The sequence below is a fragment of the Proteus sp. FME41 genome (genome assembly GCF_014897315.1).
In the GTDB taxonomy this organism is placed as follows: Bacteria; Pseudomonadota; Gammaproteobacteria; order Enterobacterales; family Enterobacteriaceae; genus Proteus.
Map to the genome: position 1 here is coordinate 96,765 of NZ_JABUYL010000011.1, position 13,462 is coordinate 110,226.

At 37.9% G+C, this 13,462-nt stretch carries 16 protein-coding genes; 4 read left to right on the forward strand and 12 right to left on the reverse strand.

The window, feature by feature from the left end; all coding sequences use genetic code 11:
- Positions 1-158: 158 nt before the first annotated feature.
- Positions 159-1,109: a siderophore ABC transporter substrate-binding protein gene (locus tag INT04_RS11715; RefSeq protein WP_193016309.1), complete on the forward strand. Its 951-nt coding sequence runs from the start codon at positions 159-161 to the stop codon at positions 1,107-1,109.
- Between the two features lie 141 nt (positions 1,110-1,250).
- Here INT04_RS11715 and hemW read toward each other — a convergent pair whose 3' ends face one another.
- Genes hemW through INT04_RS11740 form a run of 5 tightly spaced genes read right to left on the reverse strand, consistent with a single transcriptional unit; the run spans position 1,251 to position 5,087 of the window.
- Positions 1,251-2,381, reverse strand: a complete 1,131-nt coding sequence (hemW, locus tag INT04_RS11720; protein WP_193016310.1) for a radical SAM family heme chaperone HemW — start codon at positions 2,379-2,381, stop codon at positions 1,251-1,253.
- A complete protein-coding gene (locus tag INT04_RS11725) occupies positions 2,374-2,967 on the reverse strand; it encodes an XTP/dITP diphosphatase (protein ID WP_193016311.1) in 594 nt (197 codons plus the stop codon). The genes hemW and INT04_RS11725 overlap by 8 nt, the downstream gene beginning before the upstream one ends.
- 11 nt (positions 2,968-2,978) lie before the next feature.
- A complete protein-coding gene (locus INT04_RS11730; protein ID WP_193016312.1) occupies positions 2,979-3,536 on the reverse strand; it encodes a YggT family protein in 558 nt (185 codons plus the stop codon).
- 18 nt (positions 3,537-3,554) lie between these two features.
- The gene (gene proC / locus INT04_RS11735) at positions 3,555-4,373 is read right to left on the reverse strand and encodes a pyrroline-5-carboxylate reductase (protein ID WP_193016313.1); all 819 of its coding nucleotides are present in this window, start codon (positions 4,371-4,373) and stop codon (positions 3,555-3,557) included.
- 15 nt (positions 4,374-4,388) lie between these two features.
- Positions 4,389-5,087, reverse strand: a complete 699-nt coding sequence (locus INT04_RS11740; RefSeq protein ID WP_193016314.1) for a YggS family pyridoxal phosphate-dependent enzyme — start codon at positions 5,085-5,087, stop codon at positions 4,389-4,391.
- Positions 5,088-5,108: 21 nt separating this feature from the next.
- Here INT04_RS11740 and INT04_RS11745 point away from each other — a divergent pair, with 21 nt between their 5' ends.
- Complete coding sequence (locus INT04_RS11745) at positions 5,109-6,134, forward strand: type IV pilus twitching motility protein PilT (protein ID WP_193016315.1); 1,026 nt, start codon at positions 5,109-5,111, stop codon at positions 6,132-6,134.
- 12 nt (positions 6,135-6,146) lie between these two features.
- On the opposite strand, the gene ruvX is transcribed toward INT04_RS11745, so the two are convergent.
- The 4 genes from ruvX to rsmE all read right to left on the reverse strand — a co-directional run bounded on the left by ruvX (position 6,147) and on the right by rsmE (position 8,971).
- Positions 6,147-6,566, reverse strand: coding sequence for a Holliday junction resolvase RuvX (gene ruvX / locus INT04_RS11750; protein WP_193016316.1), 420 nt, complete (start codon positions 6,564-6,566; stop codon positions 6,147-6,149).
- Complete coding sequence (locus INT04_RS11755) at positions 6,566-7,129, reverse strand: YqgE/AlgH family protein (RefSeq protein ID WP_193016317.1); 564 nt, start codon at positions 7,127-7,129, stop codon at positions 6,566-6,568. Before INT04_RS11755 ends, ruvX begins: the two co-directional genes overlap by 1 nt.
- 143 nt (positions 7,130-7,272) lie before the next feature.
- Positions 7,273-8,229, reverse strand: a complete 957-nt coding sequence (gene gshB, locus INT04_RS11760; RefSeq protein ID WP_193016318.1) for a glutathione synthase — start codon at positions 8,227-8,229, stop codon at positions 7,273-7,275.
- A gap of 10 nt (positions 8,230-8,239) precedes the next feature.
- Positions 8,240-8,971, reverse strand: a complete 732-nt coding sequence (gene rsmE, locus INT04_RS11765) for a 16S rRNA (uracil(1498)-N(3))-methyltransferase (RefSeq protein ID WP_193016319.1) — start codon at positions 8,969-8,971, stop codon at positions 8,240-8,242.
- A 251-nt stretch (positions 8,972-9,222) separates the two neighbouring features.
- Between rsmE and INT04_RS11770 the strand changes: the two genes are divergently transcribed.
- Positions 9,223-9,855, forward strand: a complete 633-nt coding sequence (locus tag INT04_RS11770; protein ID WP_193016320.1) for an A24 family peptidase — start codon at positions 9,223-9,225, stop codon at positions 9,853-9,855.
- A gap of 123 nt (positions 9,856-9,978) precedes the next feature.
- Here INT04_RS11770 and INT04_RS11775 read toward each other — a convergent pair whose 3' ends face one another.
- Both INT04_RS11775 and INT04_RS11780 read right to left on the reverse strand, forming a co-directional pair.
- Positions 9,979-10,647, reverse strand: a complete 669-nt coding sequence (locus INT04_RS11775; protein WP_193016321.1) for a DsbA family protein — start codon at positions 10,645-10,647, stop codon at positions 9,979-9,981.
- A complete protein-coding gene (locus tag INT04_RS11780) occupies positions 10,635-11,507 on the reverse strand; it encodes an MBL fold metallo-hydrolase (protein WP_193016322.1) in 873 nt (290 codons plus the stop codon). The genes INT04_RS11775 and INT04_RS11780 overlap by 13 nt, the downstream gene beginning before the upstream one ends.
- Before the next feature lie 105 nt (positions 11,508-11,612).
- Between INT04_RS11780 and INT04_RS11785 the strand changes: the two genes are divergently transcribed.
- Positions 11,613-12,533: a LysR family transcriptional regulator gene (locus INT04_RS11785; RefSeq protein WP_193016323.1), complete on the forward strand. Its 921-nt coding sequence runs from the start codon at positions 11,613-11,615 to the stop codon at positions 12,531-12,533.
- On the opposite strand, the gene INT04_RS11790 is transcribed toward INT04_RS11785, so the two are convergent.
- A complete protein-coding gene (locus tag INT04_RS11790) occupies positions 12,510-13,436 on the reverse strand; it encodes a LysR family transcriptional regulator (protein ID WP_193016324.1) in 927 nt (308 codons plus the stop codon). The genes INT04_RS11785 and INT04_RS11790 overlap by 24 nt on opposite strands.
- Positions 13,437-13,462 lie beyond the last annotated feature (26 nt).

The following is a 13,462-nucleotide window of genomic DNA, read 5'->3' on the forward strand; positions in this document are numbered from 1 at the left end:
GATAATGACGTTATTCCCCTTGTAGTTAATAAGCTTTATAAATTGTTAACTCACAATAATTGAAAATAATAATGAAAATCATTCTTGTTCAATTGACTTGTGAGGTGAGCTGTTTAGAATGCCCTGTTTGAGTATTCCACTTAAACAGGGCAAAATTAATGAAGAAGATCCTTCCTTTAGTTATCGCATCTATCCTTTCTGTAACAAGTTTCTCTGCGTTAAGCAAAACACCAATTGAATATCAACCTAACCAAGTCATTAGTCAGCAGAATGACAATATGGTGATTAAACACCTGTTGGGTGAAACGTCAGTCACTAAGAACCCTTCAAAAGTGGTTCTATTTGATTTCGGTTTATATGATTCTTTAGTTCAATTAGGGTTAGCCGATAAAGTGGTGGGATTACCTTTGGGGAATGCACCTGCTTATATTAAAGAAAGTATCGCAAGTAATGTCGCTAATGTTGGTGGTATGAAAGCGCCTGACTTAGAAAAACTAGCTGAAATTAAACCTGATTTAATCATTATTACGGGGCGCCAAGGTGCATCTTATGACGCGTTAGCAAAAATTGCACCGACCGTTAATTTAGGTACGAATAGCGCTAATTATCTTGATTCGGTTGAAGCGAATATCAAATTAATGGGTGAGTTATTTGATAAACAACAAGCAACTCAGGAACAACTGACAAAGCTAAATAGCATGATTGAGCAAGCTCAGAAAAAAGCGGCTGAGTCTGATAAAAAAGTATTAGTGTTGATGCATAACGCGGGTAATTTAATGCCTAATAATCAAAGTGTTGTTTATGATGTTATTAAGGCGAAAAGGGCTGAGTTACCGCCGGTTGCGGAAGAAGATAAAGGTAAACGCCGTGTAGTTACATCAGAAATGATCGCAAAAGCTAATCCAGATGTTATTTTAATTGTGGATCGTAGCGAAGCTATTGGCGCGGGTAAATTAGAAAAAACAGCATTTGAAGATGATGCTATAAAAACAACTTCAGCCTATAAAAATGGGGGGATTGTTTATCTGCAAGCTGATCTTTGGTATCTCTCTGGTGGTGGTTTAGATAGCTTAACTAAACAAATTGAAGCAGTAGAGAGTGCACTTTAAGTAATAGATTAACTCTTAAGACTTTTGTGATGTTTTAAGGCTTATGATAAAAAGAAATGCCCAACTGTGAATGTGAACTGGGGTAAGTTCATGAATAACAGTTGGGCATATTTTTAAGTTAGCTATTTAAAATTAGTCATATTAAAGAAATAACTCAAGCAATGAATTGAGGAACAGCTTGCCATGAGGTGTAATTTGCCAGTGAGTGTTTGATTCACTGATATAACCTAAGGCCAAAGCTTCATCTATTTGATGGCGAATAACTTCTTCAGAAAGCCCAGTGTAATCGCTAAAATCTTGTCTTGGGAATGCTTCTAATAGACGAAAACGGTTCATAAAAAATTCAAATGGACGGTCATCATTATCAACAAAATTTTGCTGGTGGAGATAACGACCTTCCATAAAACCTTTAGGATGCTTGGTTTTTACTGTTCGCATTATGCGACCATCTTCAAAGCTTATTTTTCCATGTGCACCACAACCGATACCTAAATAATCCCCGAAACGCCAATAATTTAAGTTGTGCTCACATTGAAAGCCCGGTTTACAATATGCTGATGTTTCATATTGTTGATAACCTGCAGCAGTCAGTAATTTATCGCCTTCTGAGAAAATATCCCACAGCATATCGTCATCAGGTAATTTGGGCGGACGAGAGCCAAATTGTGTATTGGGTTCAATGGTTAATTGATACCAAGACAAATGCGGTGGGGATAACTCTATTGCTTGCTGTAAATCTGAAAGTGCTTGAGATAATGATTGGTCTGGTAATCCATGCATTAAATCTAAATTAAAGCTACGTAAGCCTAATTCTTTGGCTAAACGAGCAGCATTTTTAGCTTCATCAGCATCATGAATACGCCCTAAGCGGATCAGTTTATCGTTACCAAAACTTTGCACACCGATAGAGATACGATTTACGCCAGCACGTTGGAATCCAGCAAAGCGTTCAGCTTCTACCGTTCCTGGGTTCGCTTCCATGGTAATTTCTGCATTCGGGCTAACCGCTAAGCGTTCTTTAACACCATAGAGTAAATCAGCCATTGACTCAGCACTTAATAAGCTAGGTGTACCGCCCCCAATAAATAGGGTTTGGACTTCACGAGAGCCAACGTGAATAAGGTCATCATCTAAGTCATTGAGTAAATGTTGCACATATTCTTGATGCGGTACTTCACCCTTTAGAGTGTGTGAGTTGAAATCACAATAAGGGCATTTTTGTACACACCAAGGAATATGAATATATAAACTTAATGGGGGCAACTTAAGCATTCTTAAGGGCATCCAACATTAATTTAAGTGCTTTACCACGATGAGAATACTGATTTTTTTGTTCTTTAGTTAATTGCGCCGCAGTGCAATTTAATTCAGGAACAAAGAAGATAGGATCATAACCAAATCCACCTTCACCCTGCATTTCAGTGCTTAATATACCTTCCCAAATACCGTGGAAAATCAGCGGAGTCGGATCGTTTTCATGGCGCAGATAAACCAGTACACAGTTAAATTGTGCTTGGCGTTTTTCTGCAGGAACATCTTTCATTGCATTAAGCAATTTATCCAGATTTTGTTGATCATTAGCGTCAATACCGGCATAACGCGCTGAATAAATACCCGGCTCACCACCTAAAGCATCAACTGAAATACCAGAATCATCAGCAATAGCAGGAAGACCGGTCACTTTTGCAGCATAACGCGCTTTAATCAGCGCGTTTTCAACAAAGGTTAAACCCGTTTCTTCAACAGAATCAACACCAAGCTCTGTTTGAGCGATAATATGTAAACCAAAATCAGAAAGCAGTGATGCTAATTCTTTGACTTTACCCGGATTTCCTGTTGCGAGAACCACTTTTTGCATGCTATTTATCCTTAGTAAAGAGTGACGCTAAGTAGCCACTGTAAAACATCTACACGTAGATAATTCAGAGCATACAGAACAAGGATAACAATCATTGCAGAGAAATCTAAACCACCCATCGCAGGAATAACACGGCGAATAGGCGACATTAAAGGTTCTGTTAATTGAAATAAAAGATGATCAATAGGGTTACGGCCTTGGCTTACCCAGCTAAGAATAGCGCGGATAATAATCAACCAAAAAATTATTTTACCCGCAGCTGTTAATAGCTCAATAAGAGCAAACGGAAACATGAGCGAGAAAGGAATTGATGTGCCTGATAGGTAAGATGGAATAATAATACCTAATAAAACTAAGATATAGGCCAGTAAAACGGATGCTGTATCAATAGAGCCGATAGAAGGAATAAAGCTTCTTAATGGGCGAATGATAGGCTGTGTGATTTTGACAATAAATTGTGAAAAAGGATTATAAAAATCAGCTCTGACACATTGCATCCAAACACGTAATAGGAGCACTGATGTGTAGAGTTGAAGAAGAGTCAGAATGACGAAATTTAAAAAATTCATTAGTTGGCCCTGATGAAATTAAAATTGTTTTTCCATTTCTTGCGCACGTTTAATCGCAGCTTGCATAGCAGAAGCGACATTTTCAGGTAATCTACCTTCATAAAACTGCATTAATGCAGCCGCTGTCGTTCCACCTTTTGATGTTACCTGTTCACGCAGTGTTGAGAAAGGTAATGTATGTTGTTTTTCAGCTAAGGCGGTAGAGCCACTAGCCGCTTGTTGCACGATGGCTCTTGCCACTTCAGGTGAAAAACCTAAACGTTCAGCTTCTTGCTGCATTGATTCCATAAACAAGAAGAAATAAGCAGGCGCACTACCCGCCACGGCGATAATATCATTGATAGCCGATTCTTGCTCTACCCAAACCGTCGTCCCTACACTTTTCATGAGGTTGTCTGCAAACTGTTTATCTTGGGATGAAATCGAATTGTGTGCAAACATACCACTTAAGCCTTTACCAACAAGTGCTGGGGTATTTGGCATAATACGAATAAGCTGTAATTGAGTCGTAAAATAGTCATTATAACGCGCAGCAGGAATGCCCGCAGCGATAGTGAGGACTAACTTTTTACTCATATCGATATTTTGTAAGGGCTTACAAACTGCTTCCATCATTTGAGGCTTTACCGCTAACACAATAACGTCAGCGTCTTGAATCGCGTTAATATTGTCATCTGTGCTATGAATATGGAACTCTTTTTCTAAAGGTTCACGGCGAATGGAGGAAGGTGAGCTGACGGTTATTTGATGTGCTGGATATCCACCTTGAACCAATCCAGCAATAATGGCTTGAGCCATATTTCCAGCGCCAATAAAAGCAATGTTACGATGTTCCATATAAACCTCTATTTTTTACTTAGCCGCGTAATCTCTTGCGCCAAAAATTGCTGTTCCAATACGAACAAGTGTTGAGCCACAAGCAATAGCGGCTTCCATATCACTGGACATTCCCATAGATAATGTATCTATATTGGGATATTGAGATTGTAATTGCTTAAAGGCGAGATGCATTTTTTCTAGTATTTCAACTTGCTTATCATAATGACTTTCAGGTGCAGGAATAGCCATTAATCCGCGTAATTTAATGCCTGAAAGAATAGAAATTTGTGCCGCCAGCCCATCAAGTTCAGTCAGATTAATACCTGATTTACTGTTTTCATCACTGATATTGATTTGAATTAATACATTTAAAGGCGGCATTTTATCAGGGCGTTGATCACTTAATCTTTGGGCGATTTTTAGTCTATCTATGGTGTGGCACCAATCAAAATGTTCAGCAACAAGACGTGTTTTGTTTGACTGTAAAGGGCCAATAAAGTGCCAAACCAACGAGCTGTTATCAGAAAAGTAATTAATTTTATCGATACCTTCCTGAACGTAGTTTTCACCAAATTCAGTTTGCCCGCACGCGATTGCTTTTTCGATGTCACTCGCAGGTTTTGTTTTACTCACTGCAAGTAATGTTATTTCTTCTGAAGAACGGCCGCATTTTTGCGCCGCTATGTCAATGTGGGACCTGACATTGACGAGATTCTGTTTAATAGTATTCATGGCAACTCAGGAGATAATAAGATGAAAATGGAAAATTTAATTGCATATAGTGTAAAGCATAAAGCCTCTGATCTGCACCTTTGTTGTGGTGATGTACCACGATTACGGATCAATGGTGTACTTTATCAACAAAATCAATGTAAACCTATCACTTCTGATATTCTCTTAGCGTGGATACACCCTTTTTTAAGTGAAGACCAAAAGCATATTTTTGAGGATGAAGGACAAATTGATACAGCACTCACTTTATCAAATGGACAACGGCTTCGCGTTAATTTATTTCGTCAACAAAAGGGGGTTTCTGCAGTATTAAGAATAATTGAAACACAAATACCTTCCTTGGATAAACTTCGAGTACCTGAATCTATCGCAATGCTATTAGAACGCCATTCTCACGGACTTATTTTAGTAACAGGCGCTACAGGGAGTGGAAAATCATCGACTTTAGCGGCAATGATTAATTATTTAAATCAATACCAACGCCAACATATTTTAACATTAGAAGATCCGATTGAATTTATACATATTAATAAGCAAAGTCTCATTCAACAGCGAGAAATAGGACATGATGTTAAGAATATAGCAAGTGCATTAAAGAGTGCTTTACGTCAAGATCCGGATGTTATTATGCTAGGTGAATTGAGAGATGCACAAAGTATTAAATTAGCATTAACGGCGGCAGAAACAGGGCATTTAGTCATCGCAACATTGCATACTCAAGGCGCAATACAAACACTTGAACGTGTCACTAACGTATTTTCAGGTAATGAGCGGCAATGGATATCATCACAATTGGCATGCAGTTTAAGAGCGATAATTTCACAAGAATTAGTACCGTCAACAGAAGGAGGAAGAGTTGCGCTATTTGAAATAATGCAAGTCACACAGGGTATTTCGCACCTTATTAGAGAAGGTAAATATCATCAAGTGTTGACGCTTATGCAAACAGGCAGTGAATATGGTATGCAGACCTTCATGCTAAGTCGTCAGCAACGTCAACATGAAGGATTAATCAAAGATACGCTGTCCAATGATAGCGTAAAATAAACACTTATTGGTTTAACGTTGTTGTTCAAACCAACTTTCAAGAATAATAACGGCAGATGTTGCATCCACACTGCCTTTATCTAATGAACGATAGCCACCACGTTCAAAAAGGTGAGAACGCGCTTCAACGGTACTAAGACGTTCATCATGCAAAGCAATTTGTACACCAAACCGACCATGTAGGCGATTAGCAAATTTTTTTGCTTGTGTTGTGACTAATTGTTCCGTGCCATCCATATTAAGCGGTAGGCCGACAACAACTAAATCCGGTTGCCACTCTTTTATGATTTTTTCAATTTGAGTCCAATCAGGAATGCCATCTTTAGCTTTAAATGAAGCTAAAGGTCTAGCTGTTTCTGTGACTTCTTGACCAATAGCAGCACCAATACTTTTAGTGCCAAAATCAAAGCCCATTACTGTTCTGTTTGACATTATGCGTGACCCGCTATAGGTGAAATAGTGTGGATATTAATTCCAATTAATTCAGCTGCCTTATGCCACCGTTCAGCAATAGGGGTATCAAAAATAATTTGAGGCGATGCTTCAACTGTAAGCCAACTATTTTCTAAAATCTCTTTTTCTAATTGGCCTTGTTCCCAACTGGAATAACCTAAAGAGATTAATGTTTTTTCTGGTTGCCGAGTTGTACCTAAGGTTTCTAACACATCTTTAGATGTGGTGATCATGGTGCTATCACTAATTTTGATGCTAGAACTAAAGCCTGAAACAGGGGTATGTAAGATAAAACCATGCTCTTCTGCAACTGGGCCGCCTGACATCACAGGCTTTTGTAAGCTAATCGTTTCGTCTCTGTCCGTTGAAAAAATTTCCAGTTGGTCTAATACACCTTCTACAGAGATGTCTTCGATAGGTTTATTAATAATTAAGCCCATCGCACCGTTTTCATTATGTTCGCAAACATAGACGACCGAACGCTCAAATAACGGATCGCTTAATGAAGGCATAGCAATAAGAAAATGGTTAAGTAAATTCATAATAGTAATACTGTTCCCTGATCATTTTTAGTAAAAAACCTAGCCCTTTTATACATTGTCTTTCTTAATGTATACCGCTTATTTATTCATATGTGGGGGCTAGGTTCATACTTTTAAACCCTTTTAATTTCAGCGTTTAAAAGTTAATTTTTTTTGTTTAAACGGACTTCAATAGCATCCATTAACATGCCTGTAACAGAGACGTCAGGATAAGCTGCTTCAATCTCACGGGCACAAGTTGGGCTAGTGACGTTAATTTCAGTTAAGCGGTCGCCAATAACATCTAAGCCAACAAAAATAAGGCCTTTTTGTTTGAGAATTGGCGCGACTTGACGTGCAATTGCCCAATCACTCTCTGTTAGTGGACGCGCTTCACCACGGCCACCCGCAGCTAAATTACCCCGAGTTTCCCCTTTTGCTGGGATACGTGCTAAGCAATAAGGAACAGGTTCGCCATCGACTACTAGGATCCGTTTATCACCATCGACAATTTCAGGTAAGAAATTTTGCGCCATACAGAAACGGTGACCATGGTCTGTTAATGTCTCAATAATCACGCCCACGTTAGGATCGTCTTTTTTTAAGCGGAAAATAGACGCACCACCCATACCGTCTAATGGCTTAAAAATAACATCGCCATGTTTTTCATGAAAAGCGCGTAAATGCTTAGCTTCACGAGTTACTAAAGTATCGGGTGTTAATGTCGGGAACCATGCGGTAAAGAGCTTTTCATTACAGTCACGTAGGCTTTGTGGCTTGTTGACAATTAATGTTCCCATATCTTCGGCGCGTTCTAGAATATAGGTTGCGTAGATAAATTCAGTATCAAAAGGCGGATCTTTACGCATTAAAATCGTATCAAGAGAGCCTAAAGCAATATCTTGCTCTTGACCAAACTCGAACCATTTTTCTGGATTTTCTTCTACGCTGAGTAAACGAGTACGAGCACGTGCTTCACCTTGATGTAGGTAAAGATCGTTCATCTCCATATAATGAATTTCCCAGCCACGACGTTGCGCTTCTAATAGCATGGCAAAGCTGGTGTCTTTTTTGATTTTGATGGAGGAAATAGGATCCATCACAATACCTAATTTAATCATTACTTCTCCTTTATCCCAGATCGCCGAACCGAACCTGCAAAGCGGTGATTGCGGTGAGTGCTGTTGTTTCAGTTCTTAATACACGAGGACCTAATAAAATATCAGTAAAATGGTGTTCTGCTGTCATGGCGATTTCTTCAGGAGAAAGCCCCCCCTCAGGGCCAATCAACAAGCGCACTTTTTTAACAGGTAAGGGTAAGGTATTAATACTTTGGTTTGCTCTCGGATGTAAATTAAGCTTTAAGCTATCATCATTTTGAGCACACCATTCATCTAATGACATCACTGGCATTAATTGTGGAAGGATATTTCTACCACATTGTTCACATGCTGAAATAATAATTTTTTGCCATTGCTGATGTTTTTTCTCTAAACGGCTTGGGTCAAGTTTAACACCACAGCGTTCGGAGATCAGTGGAGTAATCGTGTTTACACCTAACTCAACGGATTTTTGAATAGTAAACTCCATTTTCTCGCCGCGTGAAAGTACTTGCCCTAAATGGAGGTCGAGAGGGGATTCTTTATCATCAATAATGCCTTCATTAATTTGCACAATGACGGATTTTTTTGTGCTTTCAATGATTTCTGCATCAAACACTTGATTAGAACCATCAAATAGAGCCAATTTTTGCCCTGTAGACATTCTTAATACACGCCCAACATGATTAGATGCTTCATCATCTAATGCGGTTTGAGAGCCTGTGGTGAGCAGTTCTGGATGATAAATGCGAGGAATACGCATAACGTGAAACCCTTACGTTAAAGATGGTTAACCGTGATAAATAAAATATGTGATATGCATCATACGCATGACATTATGGCATGCAAGTTATCACTTTGCTTTTGCTGTGATTATAGCGCGAATTTTCTTGCGTGTTTTGTCGCAAAATTTCATGTTTTCAGTGTAATTGTAAGGGAAACGCTCGGCATGAAAATTATTCTCTTATACAGTCAATAAACTAGGATAACGATGTATTTAAGGAGTCTATATTTATGCCATTCACTCGATTACGATTTGAAAAATTTTATATTTCTACTTTTTTTGATGTTTTTGGGGAGGTGATTAAATCTATTGTGCCTCTTTCTTTATTGTTTTTATTACCTAAATCTCGGCGCTATCAGTTAGTTTTTAGTTATTTTGTGATTTGTCTTTATTGGGGGACTTTTATTTATTCATTTTCTTTATTTGTAATATTATCGATACTAAGTTTTTATTTATTAACACTTTCTTTTTTTGATGCTGATTATTTTCTATTACCTAATAATTTAACGTTTTGGTTAATATTTTTGGGATTGTTGTGTAATTATACAACGTTTGGTTTGGTCCCTTTTGACCACGCTTTTTATGGTTTTTTGGCTGGAACGAGTGTTTTTTATGGTGTTTATTTATGGGGATATTTTATTTACCAAAAATGTGTATTAGGTTTTGGTGATATAAAATTATTTAGTGCTATTGGTGCGTGGTGTGGGTTTGAGGCATTACCTTATATTCTTTTGCTTGGCTCTTTTCTGGGGGTAGGTATCTATTGCACGGTATTAATAACAACAAAAGAATATTTAACAAAAGTAGCATTGGGCTCTTGCCTTTCATTTTCAACGTTGATGATATTAGGTCTTTATTTATAGCTCGATAATAGTATTGAAATTATCGCTAACATACTGATTTTTTTATTGATAATGAATAAAAATCATAGGGTGAAAATAAAAAAAGGCAGTGTGCGGAAATAAATCAGCACACTGAAAAGAAGATTATAGATTTTCTTGTATAAATTGCTGCCAACGTTTTGTATCACCTAAATATTTTTCAACTGGTATCAGGTGATAACCTTGGTTATCTTCAATAAATAAAGTCGGAAAACCGCGACCATTAACTTGAGACATTAATTGTTGTGTCTGGCTTAAATGTTGCTGAATTTGTTTTTCGCTAATTTCAGCCAGTAAAGATGCAAACAGCTCAACATCAAAGCCAAGTTTTTTCACGATAAACAGCAGTGTGTTTTTATCACTGATATTTAAGCCATCAAGGTAATAAGCTTCTTGTAATGCTTTTAATAAATAAATATCACGATTTCCCATGATTTCAGCAACAAGGATAGCTGAAATAGGTAACAGAGAATTTAATACCATCTCCGTATTACCCAGATTATCACGGTATGCAGGACTAAAAACTTGACCTGATAGTTGACTAATACGCTCATCAATTGGCGTGACATGCTCTTTCCATGATTGACCACCCGTTACAGCTCTTGCTGGTGTAAACAATCCACCACCATGTAACTTAATGGTATTTGGAAACGTATTGCTTACCGCTTCAATCAGGGGAGCAATGCCATAGCACCAACCACAAAGAGGATCATAAACATAGTGCAATATTTTAGTACCTTGGGTATTACCTGTATTGCTTGCTACTGAGGCCACTGCATCTCTCCTTTTAGTACTTTTGCACTAAGTTCTAGGCTTGATTTATCTGCTAAATTCTGATGATTTTTTTCCATCGCTGCAATAAATTCATCTGAATTTTTCGTTTTTTCAAGATTTTTCTCAGCTTCAGCCAAGTAATTCATTGTGAAGTCAACGGCTTGTAGATTATACGTTGCTTTAGGTAAATAGTGACCAGGAATAACGGTTTTTGGGGATAGTGATTTTATTTGCTGTAACGAACTAACCCAATGTTGGCGCTCTGTCAGAGTTTGTGTATCCGCTAACCAAACATGAATATTTTCAGAAACTAAAACACCACCCATCACGGCATTAAGTTTTGGAACATAAAGATATGTCCTATCTGGGGATTGACCGTCTAACCCTTTAATCGAAATAGTTTCGCCTTCAAGGGAAAAACTATCACCAGTTAGTGCCTCAGGAATGATGATCTTTTTAGGGGCATTTTCTTTAAGAATAGGCCCCCAGTAGGCAAGTTTTCCTGCTTGGGTTTCGTTAATAGCATTAATCGTGGGTGCAGTTGCAATGACTTTAGCATTTGGAAATGCATCAGTAATCACATCTAATCCAAAATAAAAATCGGGATCAGAATGGCTAATATAGATATAAGTTAAGTTTTTTCCTGATGCTTTGATTTTATTGACTAAGACTTGAGCATCATTTTTTTGAAATTGAGCATCAATTAAAACGACATCTTTATCACCATAGATAATTTCAGATGAAACAGGGAAAACACTCGCTTCTCCTGGATTATAAATATCTAATGTAAGTTCTGTTGCTAGAGCAGAAGTTGCGAAGAAGGCGCTAGTAGCAAGTGTTAAAGGAAGTAATTTTTTCATCTTTTGTTTTCTCCATAGTGTTGTTGCTGACTATAATAGGTTGCATAAAACAAGAGAAAAACCACATTTTAGTCAATACATTGTTGCGCAAATCGAGCAAATAAAATGGATAAGATAAAAGCATCAGACGTTTTTGTAACCATTGTGAAGCAAGGTAGCATGATAAAAGCTGCTGATTATCTAGGCATGTCTAGGGCTATGGTGACGCGCTATTTAAATGAGATGGAAGAGTGGGCAGGCGTACGTTTATTGCATAGAACAACACGCAAACAAAGCCTAACATCAGTAGGTGAAATGGTATATGAACAGAGTTTACAGCTGTTAGAAATGGCTGAACGTATTCCTGCCAATATTCCAAAAGATCGTCATCAAATCAGTGGGCTTGTTCGTATTACCAGTTCACAATCATTAGCAAATAGTATTTTGTCAGTGGCAATATGTGAGTTTATGGAACGTTATCCTTTAATTGCGGTTGATTTACAAATCACTAATCAAACCGTGAATTTGGTGGAAGAACGTATTGATATCGCATTGCGTATTACGAATCATCTTGAACCTAATTTAATTGCTCGTTCATTGGCAACGTGCCTTTCTGTGGTGTGTGCTCACAAAGATTATTTGGCAAAAAAAGGGATGCCTCAAACGCCAGATGAACTGGCCCAACACCAATGTCTGACTTATCGCTTTTTTGGTCGTAGTTTGTGGGAGTTTAATCAAGGTAATGAACGTTATTCAGTACCTGTAGGGGGTAATTTAAGTGCGAATGAATCAGTTGTTTTACTACAAGCTACGTTAAGAGGGGCAGGAATATCATTACAGCCTTATTATTCAGCAAAGCCTTATCTTGAAAACGGTGAGTTGGTGCGAATACTGACTGATTATCAAGCTCAACCGATGGGGATTTATGCTGTTTTAGCCAGCCGACAAAATATGCCTGCAGCGGTACGTGCGTTGTTAGATTTCTTAGTTGAATGGTTTTCATCATCACCTTATTGGTTGGCTTTATCGGGAAAAGGCGAGTGTTAAATGCTTTGGATAGTCCGCTAATGTTCTTTTCATTACATCAATGAAATAAGAGACAAGTTGAGAAGATGGGCGATGAGAAGGGCTTATTAAACTGATGGTAAAAGGAATGGTAAAGCTTAAAGGGCGCAGACAAAGCGATTTATCTAGATAATCGAGTGCTGTTATAGGATTAACAATCGAAATACCGATATTTTCGCGGACCATGGCACAAATAGAGGCGGCACTTTGTGTTTCCATCACTAATTGTCGTGAAATTCCTTCTTGAATAAAAACGGTATCAATAAGTTGTCGATAAGTATCATTTACTGACAAGCTGATAAAGCGCTCATTTTTAAAATCAGATGGGTGTAATAACGATTTTTGACACAATGGATGAGATTTAGGCAATATGGCAACTTCATTGAGTGTTAATAGTGTTTCTTGTCGAGTTCCAGCGGGTGTTTGAGTGTGTTCGGTTAATCCCAAGTCATAATGTTGAGCTGATAACCATTCTTCTAATAAAGGGGATTCTTGAGGAACAATGGTTAAATTAACATCGGGGTATTGATCAATAAATTGCCGACAAATTGAAGGCAGCAATGATTGAGCAAAGGCAGGTAAACAAGTGATATTTAACTCAGCTTGTCGAAAATGACGAATACTCTCAGCAACATTAATTATTCGTTCTAGACCATAATAAGAGCGCTGTACCTCTTCAAAAAAACGTAATCCCTCAGTGGTTGGCTGAAGACGACCTTTTATCCTATCAAATAATTTAAATGATAATAGATGCTCAAGGCGAGATAACTCTCGACTGACAGTAGGCTGTGAGGTTTTTAATAATTCAGCTGCTTCAGTGAGGTTTTGTGTCGTCATCACAGCATGAAAAATTTCAATATGCCGCCAATTAAAAGGAGCTTTCATTTATTATTCCCATATCAAAAGTGAAT

What these genes read in the sequence shown, in the direction of transcription:
- INT04_RS11715 (WP_193016309.1), top strand. Translation starts at nt 159, where the DNA reads ATGAAGAAGATCCTTCCTTTAGTTATCGCATCTATCCTTTCTGTAACA.
- hemW (WP_193016310.1), bottom strand. Translation starts at nt 2,381, where the DNA reads ATGCTTAAGTTGCCCCCATTAAGTTTATATATTCATATTCCTTGGTGT.
- INT04_RS11725 (WP_193016311.1), bottom strand. Translation starts at nt 2,967, where the DNA reads ATGCAAAAAGTGGTTCTCGCAACAGGAAATCCGGGTAAAGTCAAAGAA.
- INT04_RS11730 (WP_193016312.1), bottom strand. Translation starts at nt 3,536, where the DNA reads ATGAATTTTTTAAATTTCGTCATTCTGACTCTTCTTCAACTCTACACA.
- proC (WP_193016313.1), bottom strand. Translation starts at nt 4,373, where the DNA reads ATGGAACATCGTAACATTGCTTTTATTGGCGCTGGAAATATGGCTCAA.
- INT04_RS11740 (WP_193016314.1), bottom strand. Translation starts at nt 5,087, where the DNA reads ATGAATACTATTAAACAGAATCTCGTCAATGTCAGGTCCCACATTGAC.
- INT04_RS11745 (WP_193016315.1), top strand. Translation starts at nt 5,109, where the DNA reads ATGAAAATGGAAAATTTAATTGCATATAGTGTAAAGCATAAAGCCTCT.
- ruvX (WP_193016316.1), bottom strand. Translation starts at nt 6,566, where the DNA reads ATGTCAAACAGAACAGTAATGGGCTTTGATTTTGGCACTAAAAGTATT.
- INT04_RS11755 (WP_193016317.1), bottom strand. Translation starts at nt 7,129, where the DNA reads ATGAATTTACTTAACCATTTTCTTATTGCTATGCCTTCATTAAGCGAT.
- gshB (WP_193016318.1), bottom strand. Translation starts at nt 8,229, where the DNA reads ATGATTAAATTAGGTATTGTGATGGATCCTATTTCCTCCATCAAAATC.
- rsmE (WP_193016319.1), bottom strand. Translation starts at nt 8,971, where the DNA reads ATGCGTATTCCTCGCATTTATCATCCAGAACTGCTCACCACAGGCTCT.
- INT04_RS11770 (WP_193016320.1), top strand. Translation starts at nt 9,223, where the DNA reads ATGCCATTCACTCGATTACGATTTGAAAAATTTTATATTTCTACTTTT.
- INT04_RS11780 (WP_193016322.1), bottom strand. Translation starts at nt 11,507, where the DNA reads ATGAAAAAATTACTTCCTTTAACACTTGCTACTAGCGCCTTCTTCGCA.
- INT04_RS11785 (WP_193016323.1), top strand. Translation starts at nt 11,613, where the DNA reads ATGGATAAGATAAAAGCATCAGACGTTTTTGTAACCATTGTGAAGCAA.
- INT04_RS11790 (WP_193016324.1), bottom strand. Translation starts at nt 13,436, where the DNA reads ATGAAAGCTCCTTTTAATTGGCGGCATATTGAAATTTTTCATGCTGTG.